Here is an 18,065-nt window from a genome sequence, read left to right as displayed (position 1 = left end):
ACAATTTTGTTATGCTTTTTTATTATTTTAAATTGTTATTTCGCCACATATTGATTTGTTCATGTAGCTTTTCACAATTTTATTGTCTGTAAATCTTGCCTGTAGGCACATGAGTTTCGTAACGGCACATTCAACGGTGCTGTCATATCCGCTTATCACTCCGGTGCTCTTGAGTCTGTAGCCGGTGTCGTATCTAGTCATTTCCACGCTTCCCGCAAGACATTGGCTTATGTTTACGATTGTCACTCCTCTTAGGCTGGCCTCTTTCAGAATTCTGGTTAGCCATGGAGCTTTTGGCGCATTGCCGCTTCCGAAGCTTCTCATTACAATAGACCTCAGTTCTGGTGCTTCGAGAACATGGTATATAATCTTTTCCTGTAATCCTGGGAACAGCGAGAATACCACGACATTCGGGTCGATTGCTGTATGCGGCACCATGGGCTTGCTGTAATCAGGCTTCAGTATATATTCTTCATGATATATAATGTTCACTCCGGCTTCTGCAAGATGCGGGAAGTTGAACGACTCGAAGGCGTTAAAGCCGTCGGCATTGGTCTTTGTCGATCTGTTTCCGCGAAGCAATTTGCCGCTGAAGTAGATGCAAACCTCTGGTACCATGGCTGTGCCGTCAGGATGAGACGCTGACGCAATCTCAATACTTGTTATCAGGTTTTCTTTGCCGTCTGTCCGCAATTGGTTAATAGGTAATTGGCTGCCTGTAAGCACAACGGGTTTTGTCAGGTTTTCGAGCATGAAAGAAAGTGCAGACGCGGTATAGGCCATTGTGTCTGTTCCGTGCAAAATAACAAATCCGTCATATTGGTCATATCGCTCAGCAATGATTCTCACCAGCTGCGACCAGAATCTAGGCGACATATCGCTTGAATCTATAGGCTGCGTAAACTGATAAGTTTCGATACCTGTTCTCAACATTGAAAACTCAGGCAGACAACTCACAAGGTGGTTGAAGTCTAAGGGTTCTAACACTCCTGTATCCGGGTTCTTTCCCATACCGATAGTTCCACCTGTGTATATAAGCAAAACTCGGTTTGATCTTGTTATTTTTGACATGGCTGATATTAAATTATTCTTATACGGACATCGTTTATGTATTTTATTTTGTGCAAATATAATTTAAAATAATCTGAAATCAAAAAAAAAGATGTATATTTGCATAAATAAAATAGTTAAATTTAAAAATTATAATTAACGCTTTTAATAAAAAACAAACATGAAAAAATTTATGGATGAAAACTTCCTGCTAGAAACATCTACTGCACAGGATCTATTTCATAATCATGCGGCAAAAATGCCAATTATTGACTATCATTGCCATTTGATTCCTGAAATGGTCGCTAACGACCACAAATTCAAGAGCATAACAGAACTGTGGTTGGGCGGTGATCATTACAAATGGCGTGCCATGCGTACTAACGGCGTTGACGAGAAGTATTGCACAGGAACAGAAACTAGCGATTGGGAAAAATTTGAAAAATGGGCTGAGACTGTTCCTTATACATTCAGAAACCCGCTTTATCATTGGACACACCTTGAGCTGAAGACTGCTTTTGGCATAGATAAGCTCTTGAGCCCGAAGACAGCCCGTGAAATATATGATGAATGTAACGAAAAACTTCAACAGCCTGAATATACAGCAAGAGGCTTTATGCGTCGTTACAACGTTGAATGTGTTTGTACAACAGACGATCCTATTGATGATCTGAGATATCATAAGCAGACACGTGAGAGCGGATTTGAAATCAAAATGATTCCGGCCTGGAGACCTGACAAGGCTATGGCTGTTGACAATACAAAGAATTTTGCTGAGTATGTAAATAAGCTGGGCGAAGTTGCAGGCGTTTCAATTGCTAAATTCCAGGATATGATTGACGCATTGCAGAAGCGTCATGATTTCTTCCACGAGAATGGTTGCCGTCTTTCTGACCACGGAATTGAAGAGTTCTATGATGAGCCTTACACTGACAGCCAGATAGAAATCATATTTGAAAAAGCTATGCGCGGTCAGGAGCTTTCACAGCAGGAAATTCGTCAGTTCAAGCATTGCATGCTTACAATCTTTGCTGAGATGGATCATGCAAGCGACTGGACACAGCAGTTCCATTATGGCGCAATCCGTGATAACAACAGCCTGATGTTCAAGAAACTCGGACCTGATACTGGTTTTGATTCTATCGGTGAATTCAATACAGCAAAGGCAATGAGCCATTTCCTTGATCACCTTAACGCAGAAGGTAAGCTTACACGTACTATATTGTATACACTGAATCCGTGTGCAAATGAAGTTATAGCTACAATGTTAGGAAACTTCCAGGATGGTTCTTGTCCGGGCAAGATTCAGTTTGGTAGCGGCTGGTGGTTTAATGATCAGCTTGACGGCATGACAAGACAGATGAATGCATTGTCTGTACTCGGCTTGTTGAGCCGCTTTGTCGGAATGCTTACCGACAGCCGCTCATTCCTGTCTTATCCTCGTCATGAGTATTTCCGCCGTTTGCTCTGTAACCTGCTTGGCAATGACGTAGAGAAAGGACTCCTTCCTGACGACAAGGAAAGCCTGTATCGCATGGTTGAGGATATAAGCTACTATAACGCGAAAAACTATTTCAAGTTTTAATGCTTGAAGCATGAATATGGAGCCTCTTTTGCTGAGTCTGTACAGATTATGCAAAAGAGGCTTTATGATTTTTAATTATTGAAATATTTGCCAATATCAAAAAATAGAACTATTTTTGCAAAGTTTTACGATATACGTCACATTTTGTAATATGAGAAAAAATCTTTTTTTTATAGTTTTTGCCGTTTTATGCATGACGTTAGGCAGTTGCGGAAGCAGCAAGCAAATTGCTTATTTTCAGAATGCTGATTCATTGAGCTATGCGGCGTCAAAAGGTTTGTTCGATGCAAAAATAATGCCAAAGGACTTATTGACGATAACTGTCAGCACCACGGATCCAAAGGCAGCAACGCCTTTCAACCTTTCTGTAACCAACACATTAAATGCAACTGGATATTTGTCTACCGGAGCAGGTTCACTGCAGACTTATCTTGTTGACAACGACGGCTTTATTAATTTTCCTGTTGTCGGACAACTGAAAGTTGGAGGTATGACAAAGAGACAATGTGAAAATTATATCCGGGACAAAATACTTCCGTATATGTCAAAAACGGAAAACCCTATAGTTACTGTTAAGATGGCCAGCTTTAAAGTTACTGTAGCCGGTGAGGTTAAGGCTCCGGGTGTATTTAATGTTGACCAGGAAAAGATAAGTGTGATAGAGGCTTTGGCCAGAGCTGGAGACCTTACAATCTATGGTAAGCGTGGTAATGTCTTGCTTATACGTGAGGATGCTACTGGAGAAAAGTCTGTTCACAGACTTAATCTAAATGATGCAAATCTGATAAATTCACCATATTATTACCTTCAGCAGAATGATTATTTGTATGTTGAGCCAAACAGCGTTCAGGCAAAGAACTCTGCAATAGGTTCAAGCACGACAATATGGATTTCTGTTGTCAGTATCCTGACATCTGTAGCTTCGTTGGTGGTTAATGTGTTGAAGTAAGTAAAGTATGTGTGGAATTGTTGGTTATTTAGGTAAGAAAGACGCTTATCCGGTGCTGATTAAGGGACTGGGCCGGTTGGAATATCGTGGATACGATAGCGCAGGCTTGGCTTTGCTTAATTCAGACGGAGGACTGAATGTATATAAGACTAAAGGTAAAGTAAAAGATTTAGATACATTTTGTAAAGACAAAAATATCTCAGGAACTGTGGGTATTGCTCATACACGATGGGCAACCCATGGTGAACCTTCATCTGTAAACGCACATCCACATTATTCAGAGTCTAAGAATCTTGCAATTATCCATAATGGAATAATTGAAAATTATGCAGATTTAAAGAAAAAGTTGCAGTCAAAAGGCTTGACTTTCCGTTCTGATACGGATACTGAAGTACTTGTGCAACTGATTGAATATATTCAGAACAAGAAAAAACTCGACCTTTTGTCATCTGTTCAGGTTGCGCTCCATGAAGTTATCGGTGCATACTCAATCGCCCTGCTTGATAAGCGTGAGCCAGATCAGATTATTGCTGCTTGCAAACAAAGCCCTTTGGTTATTGGTGTAGCAGAAGATGAATTCTTCCTTGCTTCAGATGCAAGTCCGATAATTGAGTATACTGATAAGGTGGCCTACCTTGAAGACGGCAGTATTGCTGTAATGAAAAGGGGAGAGAACTTGAAGGTCGTTGATATATTAAATAGGGAACTGTTCCAGAAAATACAGACTGTTGACCTGAATTTAGGTCAGATAGAAAAAGGCGGATATCCGCATTTTATGCTGAAAGAAATCTTTGAACAGCCCGAATGTCTTACTAACTGTATGCGTGGCCGTATAAATGTTGAGGCTACAAATGTTACGTTAAGTGCCGTCATTGATTATAAAGAACGCCTGCTGGCTGCAAAGAGAATAATAATTGTTGCATGTGGAACCTCATGGCATGCCGGACTTATCGGAAAGCAAATAATAGAAAGTTTATGCCGTATACCTGTCGAGGTTGAGTATGCAAGCGAATTCAGATACCGTAATCCTGTAGTTACAGACAATGATGTTGTCATAGCTATATCGCAGAGTGGTGAAACGGCAGACACTTTGGCCGCAGTGAAGCTTGCCAAACAACATGGAGCTTTTATCTATGGCATTTGCAATGCGATAGGATCAAGTATACCGCGTGCTACTGATACAGGTTCTTATATTCATGTCGGACCCGAGATTGGAGTCGCTTCGACGAAAGCTTTTACCGGTCAGGTGATCGTTCTTACTATGTTGGCTTTGGCTTTAGCGAAAGAAAAGCATACTATAGATGAAGATGTATATACGAAAATAGTTAAGGGGCTAAGCAATATTCCGGAAAAGATGGAAGAAACCCTGAAACTTAATGACAGAATATCACGGCTAAGCCGTATTTTTACTTATGCAAGGAATTTCTTGTATTTAGGGCGTGGATATAGTTATCCCGTGGCGTTGGAAGGAGCATTGAAACTGAAAGAAATCAGCTATATACATGCTGAAGGATATCCTGCTGCGGAAATGAAGCATGGCCCAATTGCTCTTATTGACTCAGACATGCCGGTTGTCGTTATTGCAACGCGTAATGCAATGTATGAAAAGGTCTTAAGCAATATACAGGAAATAAAGGCACGTAAGGGAAAAGTCATTGCGTTGGTTTCAAAGGGTGATGAGACTATAAGTAAAATCGCTGATGAGGTTATTGAATTGCCTGATACAGAAGAATGTCTTGAACCTCTATTGGCTACGATACCATTGCAGTTGTTGGCTTACCATATTGCCGTTTGTAAAGGTAAAAATGTTGATCAGCCTCGAAATTTGGCAAAATCAGTAACAGTTGAATAAAAATATATTAATGAAAAAGCTAAAGAATAATATTAGAAATCCTAGAGTCTTGCAGATGATTTTTATATTATGAATTAGCTTTTTAATTTATTATAACGATGATGGAACCATTGAAGCATGAATGTGGAGTTGCAATGGTAAGGTTACTTAAACCATTGGAATACTACCAACAAAAGTATGGCACCTGGATGTTTGGGCTTAACAAGCTCTATCTGATGATGGAGAAGCAGCATAACAGAGGACAGGAGGGAGCAGGCATGGCATGTGTGAATTTAGATGCTGTGCCTGGTTCTGAATATATGTTCCGTGAGCGTGCTGAAGGCTCAAATGCTATAACAGAAATATTTGCTAATGTTCAGAAGCAGTTCAGGAATGTTACGCCTCAGCAATTGGCTGACGTTGATTATGCAAAAAGGAATTTGCCTTTCGCCGGCGAATTATATATGGGACATCTGCGATATTCAACAACAGGCAAGAGTGGCCTTTCTTATGTGCATCCGTTCTTGAGGCGCAATAACTGGCGAGCTAAAAATCTTTGCTTGTGCGGCAACTTCAATATGACCAATATTGAAGAGATTTTTGACAAGCTTGTGAAACAAGGACAATATCCCCGAATTTACAGTGACAGCTATATTACACTTGAATTTATGGGGCACAGATTGGACCGTGAGGTTGAGCGTAATTTTATAGAAGGCCAGAAAAAGGGACTTAAGGATCAAGACATAACACGTTATATAGAGGATAATATAAAGATTAGCAATGTCCTTAAATCTACAATGGCCGATTACGACGGCGGTTATGTAATGTGTGGACTTACGGGTAGCGGCGAAATGTTCTCTATGCGTGACCCGTGGGGCATACGTCCGGCTTTTTGGTACAAGAATGATGAGTTTATTGTTCTTGCGAGCGAACGTCCTGTACTTCAGACAACATTTGAACTTGAATGTGATGACATAAACGAGCTGGAACCTGGATGTGCTTTGATTGTAAAGAAGAATGGTGAAAGTTCTATAGAACGCATACTTGAACCGAGGGGTGATGCTAAGTGTTCGTTTGAGCGCATTTATTTCAGTCGCGGTTCAGACAGAGATATTTATAAGGAACGTAAGAAACTTGGTGAACAATTAACTTCATCGATCTTAAAGGCTGTCAATTACGATACCGAGCATACTGTTTTCTCGTTTATACCCAATACTGCTGAAGTCGCATTCTATGGAATGCTTGGAGGTTTCAAGCGTTATATAAACAACCAGAAGATAGAAAGAATACGTAACTTGGATCATAAGCCGTCTTATGAAGAACTCGAAGAGATTCTGCATCAGTATGTGCGTAGTGAGAAAGTTGCAATCAAGGATATAAAACTCCGTACATTTATAACAGAAGGTGCATCGCGTAATGATCTTGCCGCGCACGTATATGATGTAACCTACGGATCTCTGGTTCCGTATGTGGACAATCTTGTTATAATAGACGACAGTATTGTGCGTGGAACAACATTGAAAGAAAGTATCTTGAAGATTCTTGACCGCTTGCATCCTAAGAAAATAATTATTGTAAGCAGTTCGCCTCAGATCCGTTATCCTGATTATTACGGAATAGACATGCCTAATCTTGAGGAATTTTGTGTATTCCGGGCAACTATTGAGCTGCTGAAGGATCATGGCATGTGTCAGCTGCTTGAAGATACATACAACAAATGTAAGGAAGAAATTCTTAAGCCTAAGAGCGAGATGCGTAACTGTGTTTGTGATATATACAAACCATTTACTGTAGATGAAATAAATAAAAAGATAGTAGAAATGCTTCGCCCGGAGGGAATGAAGACACCGGTTGAATTGGTTTATCAGTCTATCGAAGGATTGCATACGGCAATACCTAATCATAAAGGCGACTGGTATTTCACGGGAAATTATCCTACACCTGGCGGAGTGAGGTTGGTAAATATGGCATTTATCCGTTTCTATGAAAGTGTGTATCAGTGTGAACGTTAGTTCTGAATGTGTTGGTAATACAAATTATTTAAAAATAAGAGTAGTTGAAAGAACAAAAAGATTTTGAATGTTTCCTGCTGTGCGCATGATTATTCTTTCAAAGAACAGATGTTGACGTACAGATTGATTTCGTTTAAAAATCTTTTTATAAAAGAGAGCAAATATGAAAAATGTAACTTTGGTCTTAGAGGATGGCACAAAATTTCGTGGAAAGTCATTCGGATATGACTCTCCCGTAGCAGGCGAGGTGGTGTTTAATACGGCTATGATGGGTTATCCCGAGAGTCTGACAGACCCATCTTATGCAGGTCAGCTGATGGTACTTACATATCCGTTGGTAGGAAACTATGGTGTACCACCGTTCACAGTGGAAAACAATGGAATTGCCACTTTCATGGAAAGTGATAAGATATATGCATCGGCAATAATTGTTGCAGATTACAGCGAGATGTATTCTCATTGGAATGCTGTTGAAAGTCTTGCAGACTGGCTTAAGCGCGAGCACGTTCCGGGAATAACGGGCATTGACACGCGTGAGCTTACAAAGGTATTGCGCGAGCATGGTGTAATGATGGGCAAGATTCTTTTTGATGATGAGCCTGACAATATCCCGACAGCAGACTATGAAGGTGTTAACTTTGTAGACAAAGTAAGCTGCAAGGAGATTATACGTTACAACGAAGGAGCCGGAAAGAAGGTTGTTCTTGTTGACTGCGGCGTAAAGAATAACATTATCAGATGTCTCCTGAACAGAGGTGTAGAGGTAATACGCGTTCCGTGGAACTATGATTATACGGATATGGAATTCGACGGACTGTTCCTTGCCAATGGCCCCGGCGATCCTGATATGTGTGAGGATGCCGTAAACATTATAAGAAAGCAAATGAGCCTTTCTACAAAGCCTATTTGCGGTATCTGTATGGGTAATCAGTTGCTGGCAAAAGCCGGTGGCGCTACGATTTACAAGCTTAAATATGGTCACCGTTCTCATAACCAGCCTGTGCGTATGGTGGGAACAACCAATTGTTATGTAACAAGCCAGAACCACGGATATGCCGTTGATGCTTCTACTTTAGGAAAAGACTGGGAAGAGCTATTCGTAAATATGAACGACGGCAGCAACGAAGGTATACGTCATAAGACGAATCCTTGGTTCTCAAGCCAGTTCCATCCGGAAGCATGCTCTGGTCCTGTAGATACAGAGTTTATGTTTGACAAGTTTGTTGATGCGTTGAAATAATTTGTTTAACAGGCAGTTAGTGTAATTGCAATAAAAAGAAAAGACATGAAATATAATGATATAAAGAAAGTTCTGCTTCTTGGTTCCGGCGCATTGAAGATTGGCGAGGCCGGCGAGTTTGACTATTCCGGTTCACAGGCCTTGAAGGCGTTGAGGGAAGAAGGCGTTAAAACTGTTCTCATAAATCCTAACATTGCAACCGTTCAGACATCCGAAGGTGTTGCAGACCAGATTTATTTCTTGCCTGTTCAGCCTTATTTCGTAGAGCGCGTTATAGAGAAAGAGCGTCCTGACGGCATATTGCTGTCTTTTGGTGGTCAGACGGCTCTTAACTGTGGTGTTGAATTATATAAGAGCGGTGTGCTCGAAAAATATAATGTTAAGGTACTTGGAACTCCGGTTCAGGCCATTATGGATACAGAAGACCGTGAACTGTTCGTCGACAGACTTAACGAAATTGACGTAAAGACCATCAAGAGTGAGGCTTGCGAGACTATAGAACAGGCACGCAAGGCTGCAGCTGAGCTGGGATATCCTGTCATCATACGTGCTGCTTATGCTCTAGGCGGACTAGGCAGCGGATTCTGTGACAATGAGGAAGAACTTGACAAACTTGCAGAAAAAGCATTCTCGTTCTCTCCGCAGGTGCTGGTTGAGAAGAGTCTTAAAGGCTGGAAAGAAATAGAATATGAGGTTGTACGCGACCGTTACGACAACTGTATAACAGTCTGCAACATGGAGAACTTCGACCCGCTTGGCATCCATACAGGCGAGAGTATCGTTATTGCTCCTTCACAGACACTTACTAACAGCGAGTATCACAAGCTGCGTGCACTTTCAATAAAAATTATCCGTCATATCGGTATCGTAGGTGAGTGTAACGTTCAGTATGCTTTCGATCCGAAGAGTGAGGACTATCGTGTCATCGAGGTTAACGCACGTCTTAGCCGCAGTTCGGCTCTTGCATCTAAAGCTACAGGTTATCCTTTGGCATTTGTGGCAGCAAAACTCGGTTTGGGCTATGGTCTCTTTGAGCTTAAAAACTCTGTAACAAAGACAACAAGCGCATTCTTTGAGCCCGCACTCGACTATGTTGTATGTAAGATTCCACGTTGGGACTTGAGCAAATTCCGTGGCGTTGACCGCGAACTTGGCTCGTCAATGAAGTCTGTGGGTGAGGTTATGGCTATCGGACGTAACTTTGAAGAGGCCATACAGAAGGGTCTGCGCATGATAGGACAAGGCATGCACGGCTTTGTTGAGAATAAGGAACTTGAGATAGAAAATATCGATGCAGCGCTTCGTGAACCTACCGACAAGCGTATATTCATCATATCTAAGGCTATGCACAGAGGTTATACAATCGACCAGATACATGACCTTACGAAGATAGACAAATGGTTCCTCTACAAGCTGAAGCACATTATCGACATAGATGAGACACTGAAGAAGTGCAAGAGCGTTAATGTTCTTGGAAAAGACTTGCTGCGCGAGGCTAAGGTATATGGCTTCACTGACTTCCAGATAGCACGTGCCGTAGGTCTGGAGCGCGAACTCGGCAATATGGCTAAGGCCGGACTTGTTATCCGCCAGCTCCGCAAGAGCTATGGCATCCTGCCCGTTGTAAAGCAGATCGACACACTGGCGGCCGAGTATCCGGCACAGACCAACTATCTTTATGTTACATATGCAGGTGTCAAGAGCGACATTACGTTTGAGAACGACAAGCGTTCTATCATTGTTCTTGGCTCAGGTGCATATCGTATCGGAAGTTCAGTTGAGTTCGACTGGTGCGGAGTTCAGGCGCTTAACACAATACGCAAGCAGGGCTATCGCAGCATAATGATAAACTATAACCCTGAAACCGTGTCTACAGACTACGACATGTGCGACCGTCTTTACTTTGATGAGCTTACATTCGAGCGTGTCATGGATATTATCGACCTCGAGTGTCCTTATGGCGTCATTGTTTCTACGGGCGGACAGATTCCTAACAACCTTGCAATGCGTCTCGATGCACAGAATGTTCCTATCCTCGGTACATCTGCCAAGGATATCGACAATGCAGAGGACCGTGCCAAGTTCTCTTCAATGTTGGGACGCAACGGCATAGACCAGCCGGAATGGAGCGCACTGACTTCAATGGATGACATCAACAAGTTTATCGACCGTGTAGGCTTCCCTGTATTGGTTCGTCCTTCTTACGTCCTTTCAGGTGCGGCAATGAACGTATGTTCAAACAATGAAGAGCTTGAGCGTTTCCTCAAACTTGCAGCCAACGTTTCAGAAGATCATCCTGTTGTTGTAAGTCAGTTTATCGAACATGCGAAGGAGGTTGAGATGGACGCGGTTGCTAAGAACGGCGAAATCATTGCCTATGCAATCAGTGAACATATCGAGTTTGCCGGAGTTCACTCAGGCGATGCAACAATACAGTTCCCGCCCCAGAAACTTTATTGCGAGACAATACGCCGTATAAAGCGCGTCAGCAAGATGATTGCTCAGGAACTGCATATCAGCGGACCGTTCAACATACAGTTCCTTGCACGAGAGAATGATATAAAGGTTATTGAATGTAACCTGCGTGCTTCACGTTCGTTCCCGTTTGTCAGCAAGGTGCTTAAGATAAATCTCATTGAACTTGCCACTAAGGTTATGCTTGGTCTGCCGGTAGAAAAGCCGGAGAAGAACTTGTTTGACCTCGACTACGTTGGTATTAAGGCAAGTCAGTTCTCTTTCAACCGCTTGCAGAAGGCCGACCCTGTGCTTGGTGTAGACATGGCTTCTACAGGTGAGGTTGGATGTCTTGGTGATGATACAAACACGGCGTTGCTTAAGAGCATGCTGTCTGTCGGTCACCGCATACCTAAAAAGAACATATTGCTCTCTACAGGTGGCGCAAAGCAGAAGGCTGCCATGCTTGATGCGGCCCGTCAGCTTGTAAGCAACGGATACAAGCTGTATGCAACTGTTGGCACATCAAAGTATCTTACAGAGAACGGGATAGAGAACACGCTCGTTTACTGGCCGTCAGACAGCGATAAGAAACCTCAGGCTCTCGACATGCTTCACAATCATGAGATAGATATGGTGGTGAACATACCGAAAGACCTTACTGTCAGTGAGCTTTCTAACGGATATAAGATTCGTCGTGCAGCTATCGACCTTAACGTGCCTCTTATCACAAACGGTCGTCTAGCAAGTGCGTTTATCAATGCTTTCTGCCGTGTTAAGCTTGATGACATCGACATCAAATCATGGGAAGAATATAAATAAGAGATATTTTATCATGTTTATTATAAAGGAGGTGACGCCACAAGACGTCACCTCCTTTATTGTTTTAATTCAAACGGCTCATAATGATTAACCCCAAATCGGGCATTATAGCACATATTACTTTATCAATTTTGTGCATTGATGCTTTCAGCCAGTCTTTTTGTTTCTATTGTCGTCTTTTTGTCAGATTTTTTTGACATAGCTCACTATGCCTGCGAAAAATCTAACGAAAATCCGCTGTTAAAGAGTTTATGGATATATGGTCGGGACATCATTATCCTTGCTTAAATGTAGCTCTTTTGCTGAAAATGTATAATGTATTGAAAACCAATGGCTTATGCCTCTGTTGCGCGTATTGCAGGCAATGTGCCGGTTAGCTTTATTTCATTGATTTGCAAAAGCATACCTTTTAGCGCGCGATTTGACGTTTTTTGCATTGTAAAAGGTGCCCTTTCGCAATGTAAAAGGGCACCTTTTGTAAAACAGTAAAATATATGCTGAAATGTTATCTGAAAACCACTGATTTAACATTGCTTATTCAGTGATTTTTGGTATGAAACTCATTGAGTTTTGTATTCAGTTATTTTGGATACACTTTGCTACTATTCATGATGCCTGATGCCTGTGCCATTATATGCCAATATGACTGTTCGTTGTTTCTGCTATCTGTTTTCGTCTTTTTCAGTCTCTGTTTTTCCGTCTTCGTTTTTTATGATATTGTTGCGATACTCAGTTGGCGATATGCCTGTATGCATCTTAAAGAACTTGGAAAAGAAAGAGTTGTTAGAAAAATTAAAGTCGAATGCAATCTGCTTAATGTTTTTGTCAGAATATTTAAGTTCTGCAATGATGTGTTCAATGGCGTTGTCGTTGATAAGTGTAAGAGCATTCTTGCCACATACCTTTTTGACAATGGTTGAAAGATATTTTGGTGTATAGCAAAGCATTTCGGCATAATATCCTATTGTCCGGTGCCTTCCTTTATCTGCCGTTACAGCCTCCATGAAGTTGTTGAATATGTAGTCAGATTGCCTGAGACATTCTTCTGAACTGTCGTCAGTGCAGTCTTCATAGCTGTTCTGATATGCTATGGCAATCATTTCCGTAAACATCGCCGATGCGATATGCATGAGTATGTCTTTCTGGAATTTGTCTGCGTCAACGTCTATTTTGTCAGAAATTAAGTCGATATATTTTTTCAATACAACACATTCGTTTTTGGTCATATGTCTGACAGGACAGACATGCAGATGCTCCATCATTTTCCATGTCCCTTTTTCTGTTTGAGTCATGCGGTGTGCCAAGCGGTTTGAAAAGCATATTATTATAAGCTTATTATCGCTTTTTTCTTCAATTAGGTTTATGAGCGAGTTAGGCAGACATACCAGTATGTCGTTTTTATGAAGACAGAAAACAGTGTTGTTTAACTCTATTTTAAGTTCTCCTTTTTCGCAGTAGACAAACGTGAACTCTTCAATTTTTTCACTTTTGCTTTCATGAAAGATATAGTCGAGTCGGTCAGTTATTTTAACGTAGTCGTTGTCATAAAAATTTTTGCTTGTTTCTTGATTATAAATATTTCTTATGTCTTTGTTCATTTGTTCTGATTTTGTTTGCAAAGATACTAAATTACGGCTTACCTGTAATATTCCTTTTTCCTCAGCCTATGTTCTATTTTCTTCTTTTCTTGCAGGCAGAAGTCAAATTGAACACATCTGAAGGAAATGTTGTTACTGATTCTGCACGGCAAATTGTTACTTTCGCGGCGAAAATCAGATAATATATTAATGATATGAAGAAAAAGATTTTAAACTTGAATGTATGGCTTGTTGCCTTTACATGTTTATTCATTGCAACATCATGCAAGAACAAACCTGCTGAAGTTAACAGGCAGACTTATGCCACGAAGAAAGTGGAGGGGAAGACAGACAAAACAATAACAACTTCTTATTCTGCATCAATTGAAGGTATGCAGGATATCGATATTTATCCAAAAGTTTCAGGATACATAGTAAAACTTAATGTTTCAGAGGGACAGACAGTACGGAAAGGCCAAGTGCTTTTTGTTATAGACCAGGTTCCATATCAGATGGCACTTGCCACGGCTGTAGCCAATGTGAAGGATGCTGAGGCAAATCTTGCCACGGCTGAGCTGACATATCAGAGTGCCAAGGAGCTTCATGCACAGAAAGTGGTGTCAGACTTTAACCTGAAGACAAACCGTAATGCATATCTGACGGCCAAGGCTAAGCTGGCACAGGCGCGGGCAGAGGAGAGGGATGCACGTAACAATTTGTCTTATACAGAGGTGAAGAGTCCGAGCGACGGTGTTGTAGGAATGCTGCCGTATCGTGTAGGAACATTGGTCAGTCCGTCGATGACAAAGCCTCTTACAACAGTTTCGGATAACTCTAAGATGTATGTATATTTCTCCATGCCGGAAAATCAGCTTCTCACCATGGTGCGTCAGTATGGCACTAAGGACAATGCAATAAAGCAGATGCCGGAAATACAGCTTCAGCTTAACGATGGTTCGATATTCGATGAGAAGGGCAAGATAGAGTCGATAAGCGGAGTGATAGACAAAGAGACCGGAGCGGTAGGCCTTAGGGCTGTGTTCCCGAATAAGTCCAAGTTGCTTTACAGCGGTTCGTCGGGCAACGTCCTGATACCGAGCGAGTTTAAGAATTGTATTGTCATTCCGCAGGAAGCCACAGTGCAGCAGCAAGACAAATACATAGTGTACAAAGTGGTGAACGGCAAAGCTGTTTCAACACTCATAACGGTTGCCCCTTATAACGACGGCAAGGAGTATATCGTCACAGGCGGTCTGAGCGTAGGAGACGAATATGTTTCAAAGGGTGCCGGACTTGTGCGCGAGGGAACTATTGTGAAATGATAAAAACAAAAAGGGAAAAAGATTTTTATGAAAGGAAACATCTTTATAAAAAGGCCGGTTATGGCGCTGGCCATATCCATATTGATAGTTTTAGTTGGTCTTATCTCTCTATTCACCCTGCCGGTTGAGCAATATCCTGACATTGCTCCTCCTACGGTGAGGGTTGAGGCTACTTATACAGGAGCTGATGCCGATGCTGTTATGAACAGCGTGATAATTCCACTTGAGGAAAGCATTAACGGAGTAGAAGACATGATTTATATAACTTCAACGGCAACCAACTCAGGAACAGCTGAGATTATGGTCTATTTCAAGCAAGGCACTGACCCGGACATGGCTGCCGTGAATGTGCAGAACCGTGTGTCTAAAGCTGAAGGCAAACTTCCGTCGGCGGTTAAGAGCATCGGTGTCAGCACGACAAAGCGTCAGAACGGTTTCTTGCAGATAAACTCTCTTGTAAGCAAAGACAAGCGTTACGACGAGACCTTTCTTGCCAATTATCTTGACATAAATGTCATACCGCGTCTTAAGCGTATTCAGGGCGTAGGCGATGTCCTTGAGTTGGGTGATACGTACAGTCTGCGTGTATGGATGAAGCCGGACGTGATGTCTCAATATGGGCTTATTCCTGCAGATGTAACTCAGGCGCTTGCAGAACAGAACATTGTTGCCCCGGCCGGTTCGCTTGGCGAGAACTCCGATCATGTTTATCAGTATACAATGAAGTATAAAGGCCGACTTAAAGAGGTGCCTGAATTTGAAAACATCGTAATCAGGTCGCAGAAAGACGGAACTGTGCTCAGACTTAAGGATATAGCAGATATTGAACTCGGAAAGCAGTCGTACAGTTATCATGGCGAAGTAGACGGTGTGCCCGGAACAACGTTTATGGTGTTTCAGGTGGCCGGAGCTAATGCTACGGCTGTGAATCAGCAGATAGCCGATGAGCTTGATGACATGTCGAAAGATCTTCCTGCGGGCTGTGAGTTTGTACAGATGATGAGTGTGAACGACTTCTTGTTCGCATCAATCGATACCGTGGTAGAGACGCTTGTTATTGCTATTCTGCTTGTAATAATGGTTGTTTATTTTTTCCTTCATGATTTCAAAAGCACCATTATTCCTTCGATATCTATTATCGTTTCACTCATCGGAACATTCTCTTGCTTGCAGATTGCAGGTTTCAGCATTAACATCTTGACGCTGTTCGCCCTTGTGTTGGCTATCGGAACTGTTGTTGACGATGCAATTATCGTTGTTGAGGCGGTTCAGGCAAAGTTTGAAGTGGGGCATACATCGCCATATCTGGCAACGAAGGATGCCATGCACGATGTGTCAATGGCTGTTGTAACGTGTACGCTTGTGTTTATGGCCGTGTTTGTTCCTGTAACGTTCATGGGCGGAACGTCTGGTGTGTTCTACACTCAGTTTGGTGTCACCATGGCTGTCGCTGTGGGCATATCCTGCCTTAACGCCCTCACACTCTGTCCCGCATTATGCGCGATGTTACTTAAACCAGAAAGCAATAGCGGAGTAAAGAAAGGATTTAATGCGCGGATTAAGGCTGCATACAATGCATCGTATAAGGTGATGTTGGGCAAGTATAAGCGTGCTTTGATGTTCTTCTTCCATCACAGATGGATGGGGTGGGCATCGCTTGGTGTTACGGTAGTCTTGCTTGTTTACCTTATGAATACGACAAAGACCGGTTTTGTCCCTCAGGAAGATCAGGGAACAATCATGTTGAATGTAAGTACTTCTCCGGGAAACTCTCTGACCGAAACCAATAAGGTTATGGACAAGGTGCAGGCCATTTTGCAGAAAACTCCAGAAGTAGACCATTTCTCCCGCATTACGGGCTATGGCCTCATTTCAGGACAGGGCACATCATATGGTACAGCCATTATAAAGCTGAAGACATGGGATGAACGCAAGGGCAAGGAGCATAATGTTGATGCCGTGATGGAACGCCTTAACAGACAGCTCAGTGAAATAAAGGAGGCTCAGATATTCTGTTTTCAGCCGGCCATGATACCCGGTTACGGAACGGGTAACTCTACCGAGCTGTATCTGGAGGATAAAACTGGCGGCGATATAGCAAAGTTTTATGATACTACGGTAAAGTTTGTAGCTGAGTTGAACAAACGTCCTGAGGTGGCCATGGCATATTCTTCTTACTCAATGTCATTCCCTCAGATTGCCGTTGATGTTGATGCTGCAAAATGTAAGCGTGCCGGAATATCTCCTAATGATGTCCTTGATGCTTTGGGAAGCTATTGCGGAGCTTCGTATGTGTCTGACTTCAATAAGTTTGGAAAGGTTTATCGTGTACAGATTCAGGCTTCGCCAAAGTTCCGTCTTGATGAACACGCTCTTGACAACATGTTTGTACGCAATGGAGACGAGATGGCACCGCTAAGCCAGTTTGTAACAATAAAGAATGTTCTTGGTGCTGAGCTGGCACAGCGCTTCAATCTGTATAACACGATTCCGGTTAATGTCAATGCTGCAGACGGATATTCTTCGGGACAGGTTCAGACTGCAATTAAAGAGACTGCCGAAAAGATGCTGCCGTCGGGCTATGGATATGAGTATGGAGGTATGGCACGCGAGGAGGCCGGAAACAGCGGTGCGCAAACGGCGTTTGTATATTTCATGTGCGTCATTCTTATTTATCTCATTTTGTCATGTCTTTATGAGAGCTTCCTGTTGCCGCTTGCGGTCATCTTCTCAGTGCCGTTTGGACTTATGGGCTCGTTCCTCTTTGCAAGACTGTTTGGCATAGAGAACAACATTTATCTGCAGACCGGTGTGATAATGCTTATCGGATTGCTTGCCAAGACAGCCATTCTTATTACGGAGTATGCCGTTGAACGTCGCCGAAAGGGATTAGGTATAGTTGCTTCGGCCTATTCAGCAGCCCAGGCCCGTTTCCGTCCTATTGTCATGACGGTTCTGTGTATGGTCTTTGGCATGCTGCCGCTTATGTTCTCGTCGGGTGCAGGAGCCAACGGCAACAACTCTTTGGCTACTGGTGTGGTTGGAGGTATAACCATAGGTACCATAGCTTTGCTTTTTGTAGTGCCTCTGTTCTTTATAGTCTTTGAATATCTGCAGGAGAAGATCAGAACACCTCTGCAAGAGGAAGACGACTTGCAGTCGGTTGTAGAAAAAGCAAGGACAATGATAGAAAAAGGTAAGTTGAACATTGAAAACAAATGAA

At 42.3% G+C, this 18,065-nt stretch carries 10 protein-coding genes; 8 read left to right on the top strand and 2 right to left on the bottom strand.

Annotated features, from left to right (window positions below):
* Positions 1-27: 27 nt before the first annotated feature.
* Positions 28-1,062: an asparaginase gene (locus ACZMIG_RS10670; protein WP_370799987.1), complete on the bottom strand. Its 1,035-nt coding sequence runs from the start codon at positions 1,060-1,062 to the stop codon at positions 28-30.
* A gap of 169 nt (positions 1,063-1,231) precedes the next feature.
* Here ACZMIG_RS10670 and uxaC point away from each other — a divergent pair, with 169 nt between their 5' ends.
* From uxaC to carB, 6 genes are all read left to right on the top strand, one after another.
* Entirely contained in the window at positions 1,232-2,635 is a 1,404-nt protein-coding gene (gene uxaC, locus ACZMIG_RS10665; RefSeq protein WP_021854152.1) for a glucuronate isomerase, read from the top strand.
* 151 nt (positions 2,636-2,786) lie between these two features.
* Positions 2,787-3,584 (top strand): polysaccharide biosynthesis/export family protein, encoded by a 798-nt coding sequence (locus tag ACZMIG_RS10660; RefSeq protein ID WP_053398457.1) that lies wholly within the window; start codon positions 2,787-2,789, stop codon positions 3,582-3,584.
* A gap of 7 nt (positions 3,585-3,591) precedes the next feature.
* Positions 3,592-5,436, top strand: coding sequence for a glutamine--fructose-6-phosphate transaminase (isomerizing) (glmS, locus tag ACZMIG_RS10655; RefSeq protein WP_053398456.1), 1,845 nt, complete (start codon positions 3,592-3,594; stop codon positions 5,434-5,436).
* A 101-nt stretch (positions 5,437-5,537) separates the two neighbouring features.
* Positions 5,538-7,427, top strand: coding sequence for an amidophosphoribosyltransferase (locus ACZMIG_RS10650; RefSeq protein ID WP_125105286.1), 1,890 nt, complete (start codon positions 5,538-5,540; stop codon positions 7,425-7,427).
* A gap of 163 nt (positions 7,428-7,590) precedes the next feature.
* Complete coding sequence (gene carA / locus ACZMIG_RS10645; protein WP_302698198.1) at positions 7,591-8,667, top strand: glutamine-hydrolyzing carbamoyl-phosphate synthase small subunit; 1,077 nt, start codon at positions 7,591-7,593, stop codon at positions 8,665-8,667.
* A 45-nt stretch (positions 8,668-8,712) separates the two neighbouring features.
* Positions 8,713-11,943 (top strand): carbamoyl-phosphate synthase (glutamine-hydrolyzing) large subunit, encoded by a 3,231-nt coding sequence (gene carB, locus ACZMIG_RS10640; protein WP_021854147.1) that lies wholly within the window; start codon positions 8,713-8,715, stop codon positions 11,941-11,943.
* A 662-nt stretch (positions 11,944-12,605) separates the two neighbouring features.
* Here the strand turns inward: carB and ACZMIG_RS10635 are convergent.
* Entirely contained in the window at positions 12,606-13,541 is a 936-nt protein-coding gene (locus ACZMIG_RS10635; protein ID WP_302433874.1) for a helix-turn-helix domain-containing protein, read from the bottom strand.
* Positions 13,542-13,735: 194 nt separating this feature from the next.
* Between ACZMIG_RS10635 and ACZMIG_RS10630 the strand changes: the two genes are divergently transcribed.
* Complete coding sequence (locus ACZMIG_RS10630) at positions 13,736-14,842, top strand: efflux RND transporter periplasmic adaptor subunit (RefSeq protein WP_487889538.1); 1,107 nt, start codon at positions 13,736-13,738, stop codon at positions 14,840-14,842.
* A gap of 27 nt (positions 14,843-14,869) precedes the next feature.
* Positions 14,870-18,064: an efflux RND transporter permease subunit gene (locus ACZMIG_RS10625; RefSeq protein ID WP_287602522.1), complete on the top strand. Its 3,195-nt coding sequence runs from the start codon at positions 14,870-14,872 to the stop codon at positions 18,062-18,064.
* The last annotated feature ends 1 nt before the right edge of the window (position 18,065 follow it).

It is taken from the genome of Xylanibacter sp. (assembly GCF_057607445.1).
Note: the sequence above shows the minus strand (reverse complement) of the source record. Positions and strands in the feature narration are given on the sequence as shown.

Coding starts and splice junctions, on each gene's coding strand:
- uxaC (WP_021854152.1), top strand. CDS start 1,232: ATGAAAAAATTTATGGATGAAAACTTCCTGCTAGAAACATCTACTGCA.
- ACZMIG_RS10660 (WP_053398457.1), top strand. CDS start 2,787: ATGAGAAAAAATCTTTTTTTTATAGTTTTTGCCGTTTTATGCATGACG.
- glmS (WP_053398456.1), top strand. CDS start 3,592: ATGTGTGGAATTGTTGGTTATTTAGGTAAGAAAGACGCTTATCCGGTG.
- ACZMIG_RS10650 (WP_125105286.1), top strand. CDS start 5,538: ATGGAACCATTGAAGCATGAATGTGGAGTTGCAATGGTAAGGTTACTT.
- carA (WP_302698198.1), top strand. CDS start 7,591: ATGAAAAATGTAACTTTGGTCTTAGAGGATGGCACAAAATTTCGTGGA.
- carB (WP_021854147.1), top strand. CDS start 8,713: ATGAAATATAATGATATAAAGAAAGTTCTGCTTCTTGGTTCCGGCGCA.
- ACZMIG_RS10635 (WP_302433874.1), bottom strand. CDS start 13,541: ATGAACAAAGACATAAGAAATATTTATAATCAAGAAACAAGCAAAAAT.
- ACZMIG_RS10630 (WP_487889538.1), top strand. CDS start 13,736: ATGAAGAAAAAGATTTTAAACTTGAATGTATGGCTTGTTGCCTTTACA.
- ACZMIG_RS10625 (WP_287602522.1), top strand. CDS start 14,870: ATGAAAGGAAACATCTTTATAAAAAGGCCGGTTATGGCGCTGGCCATA.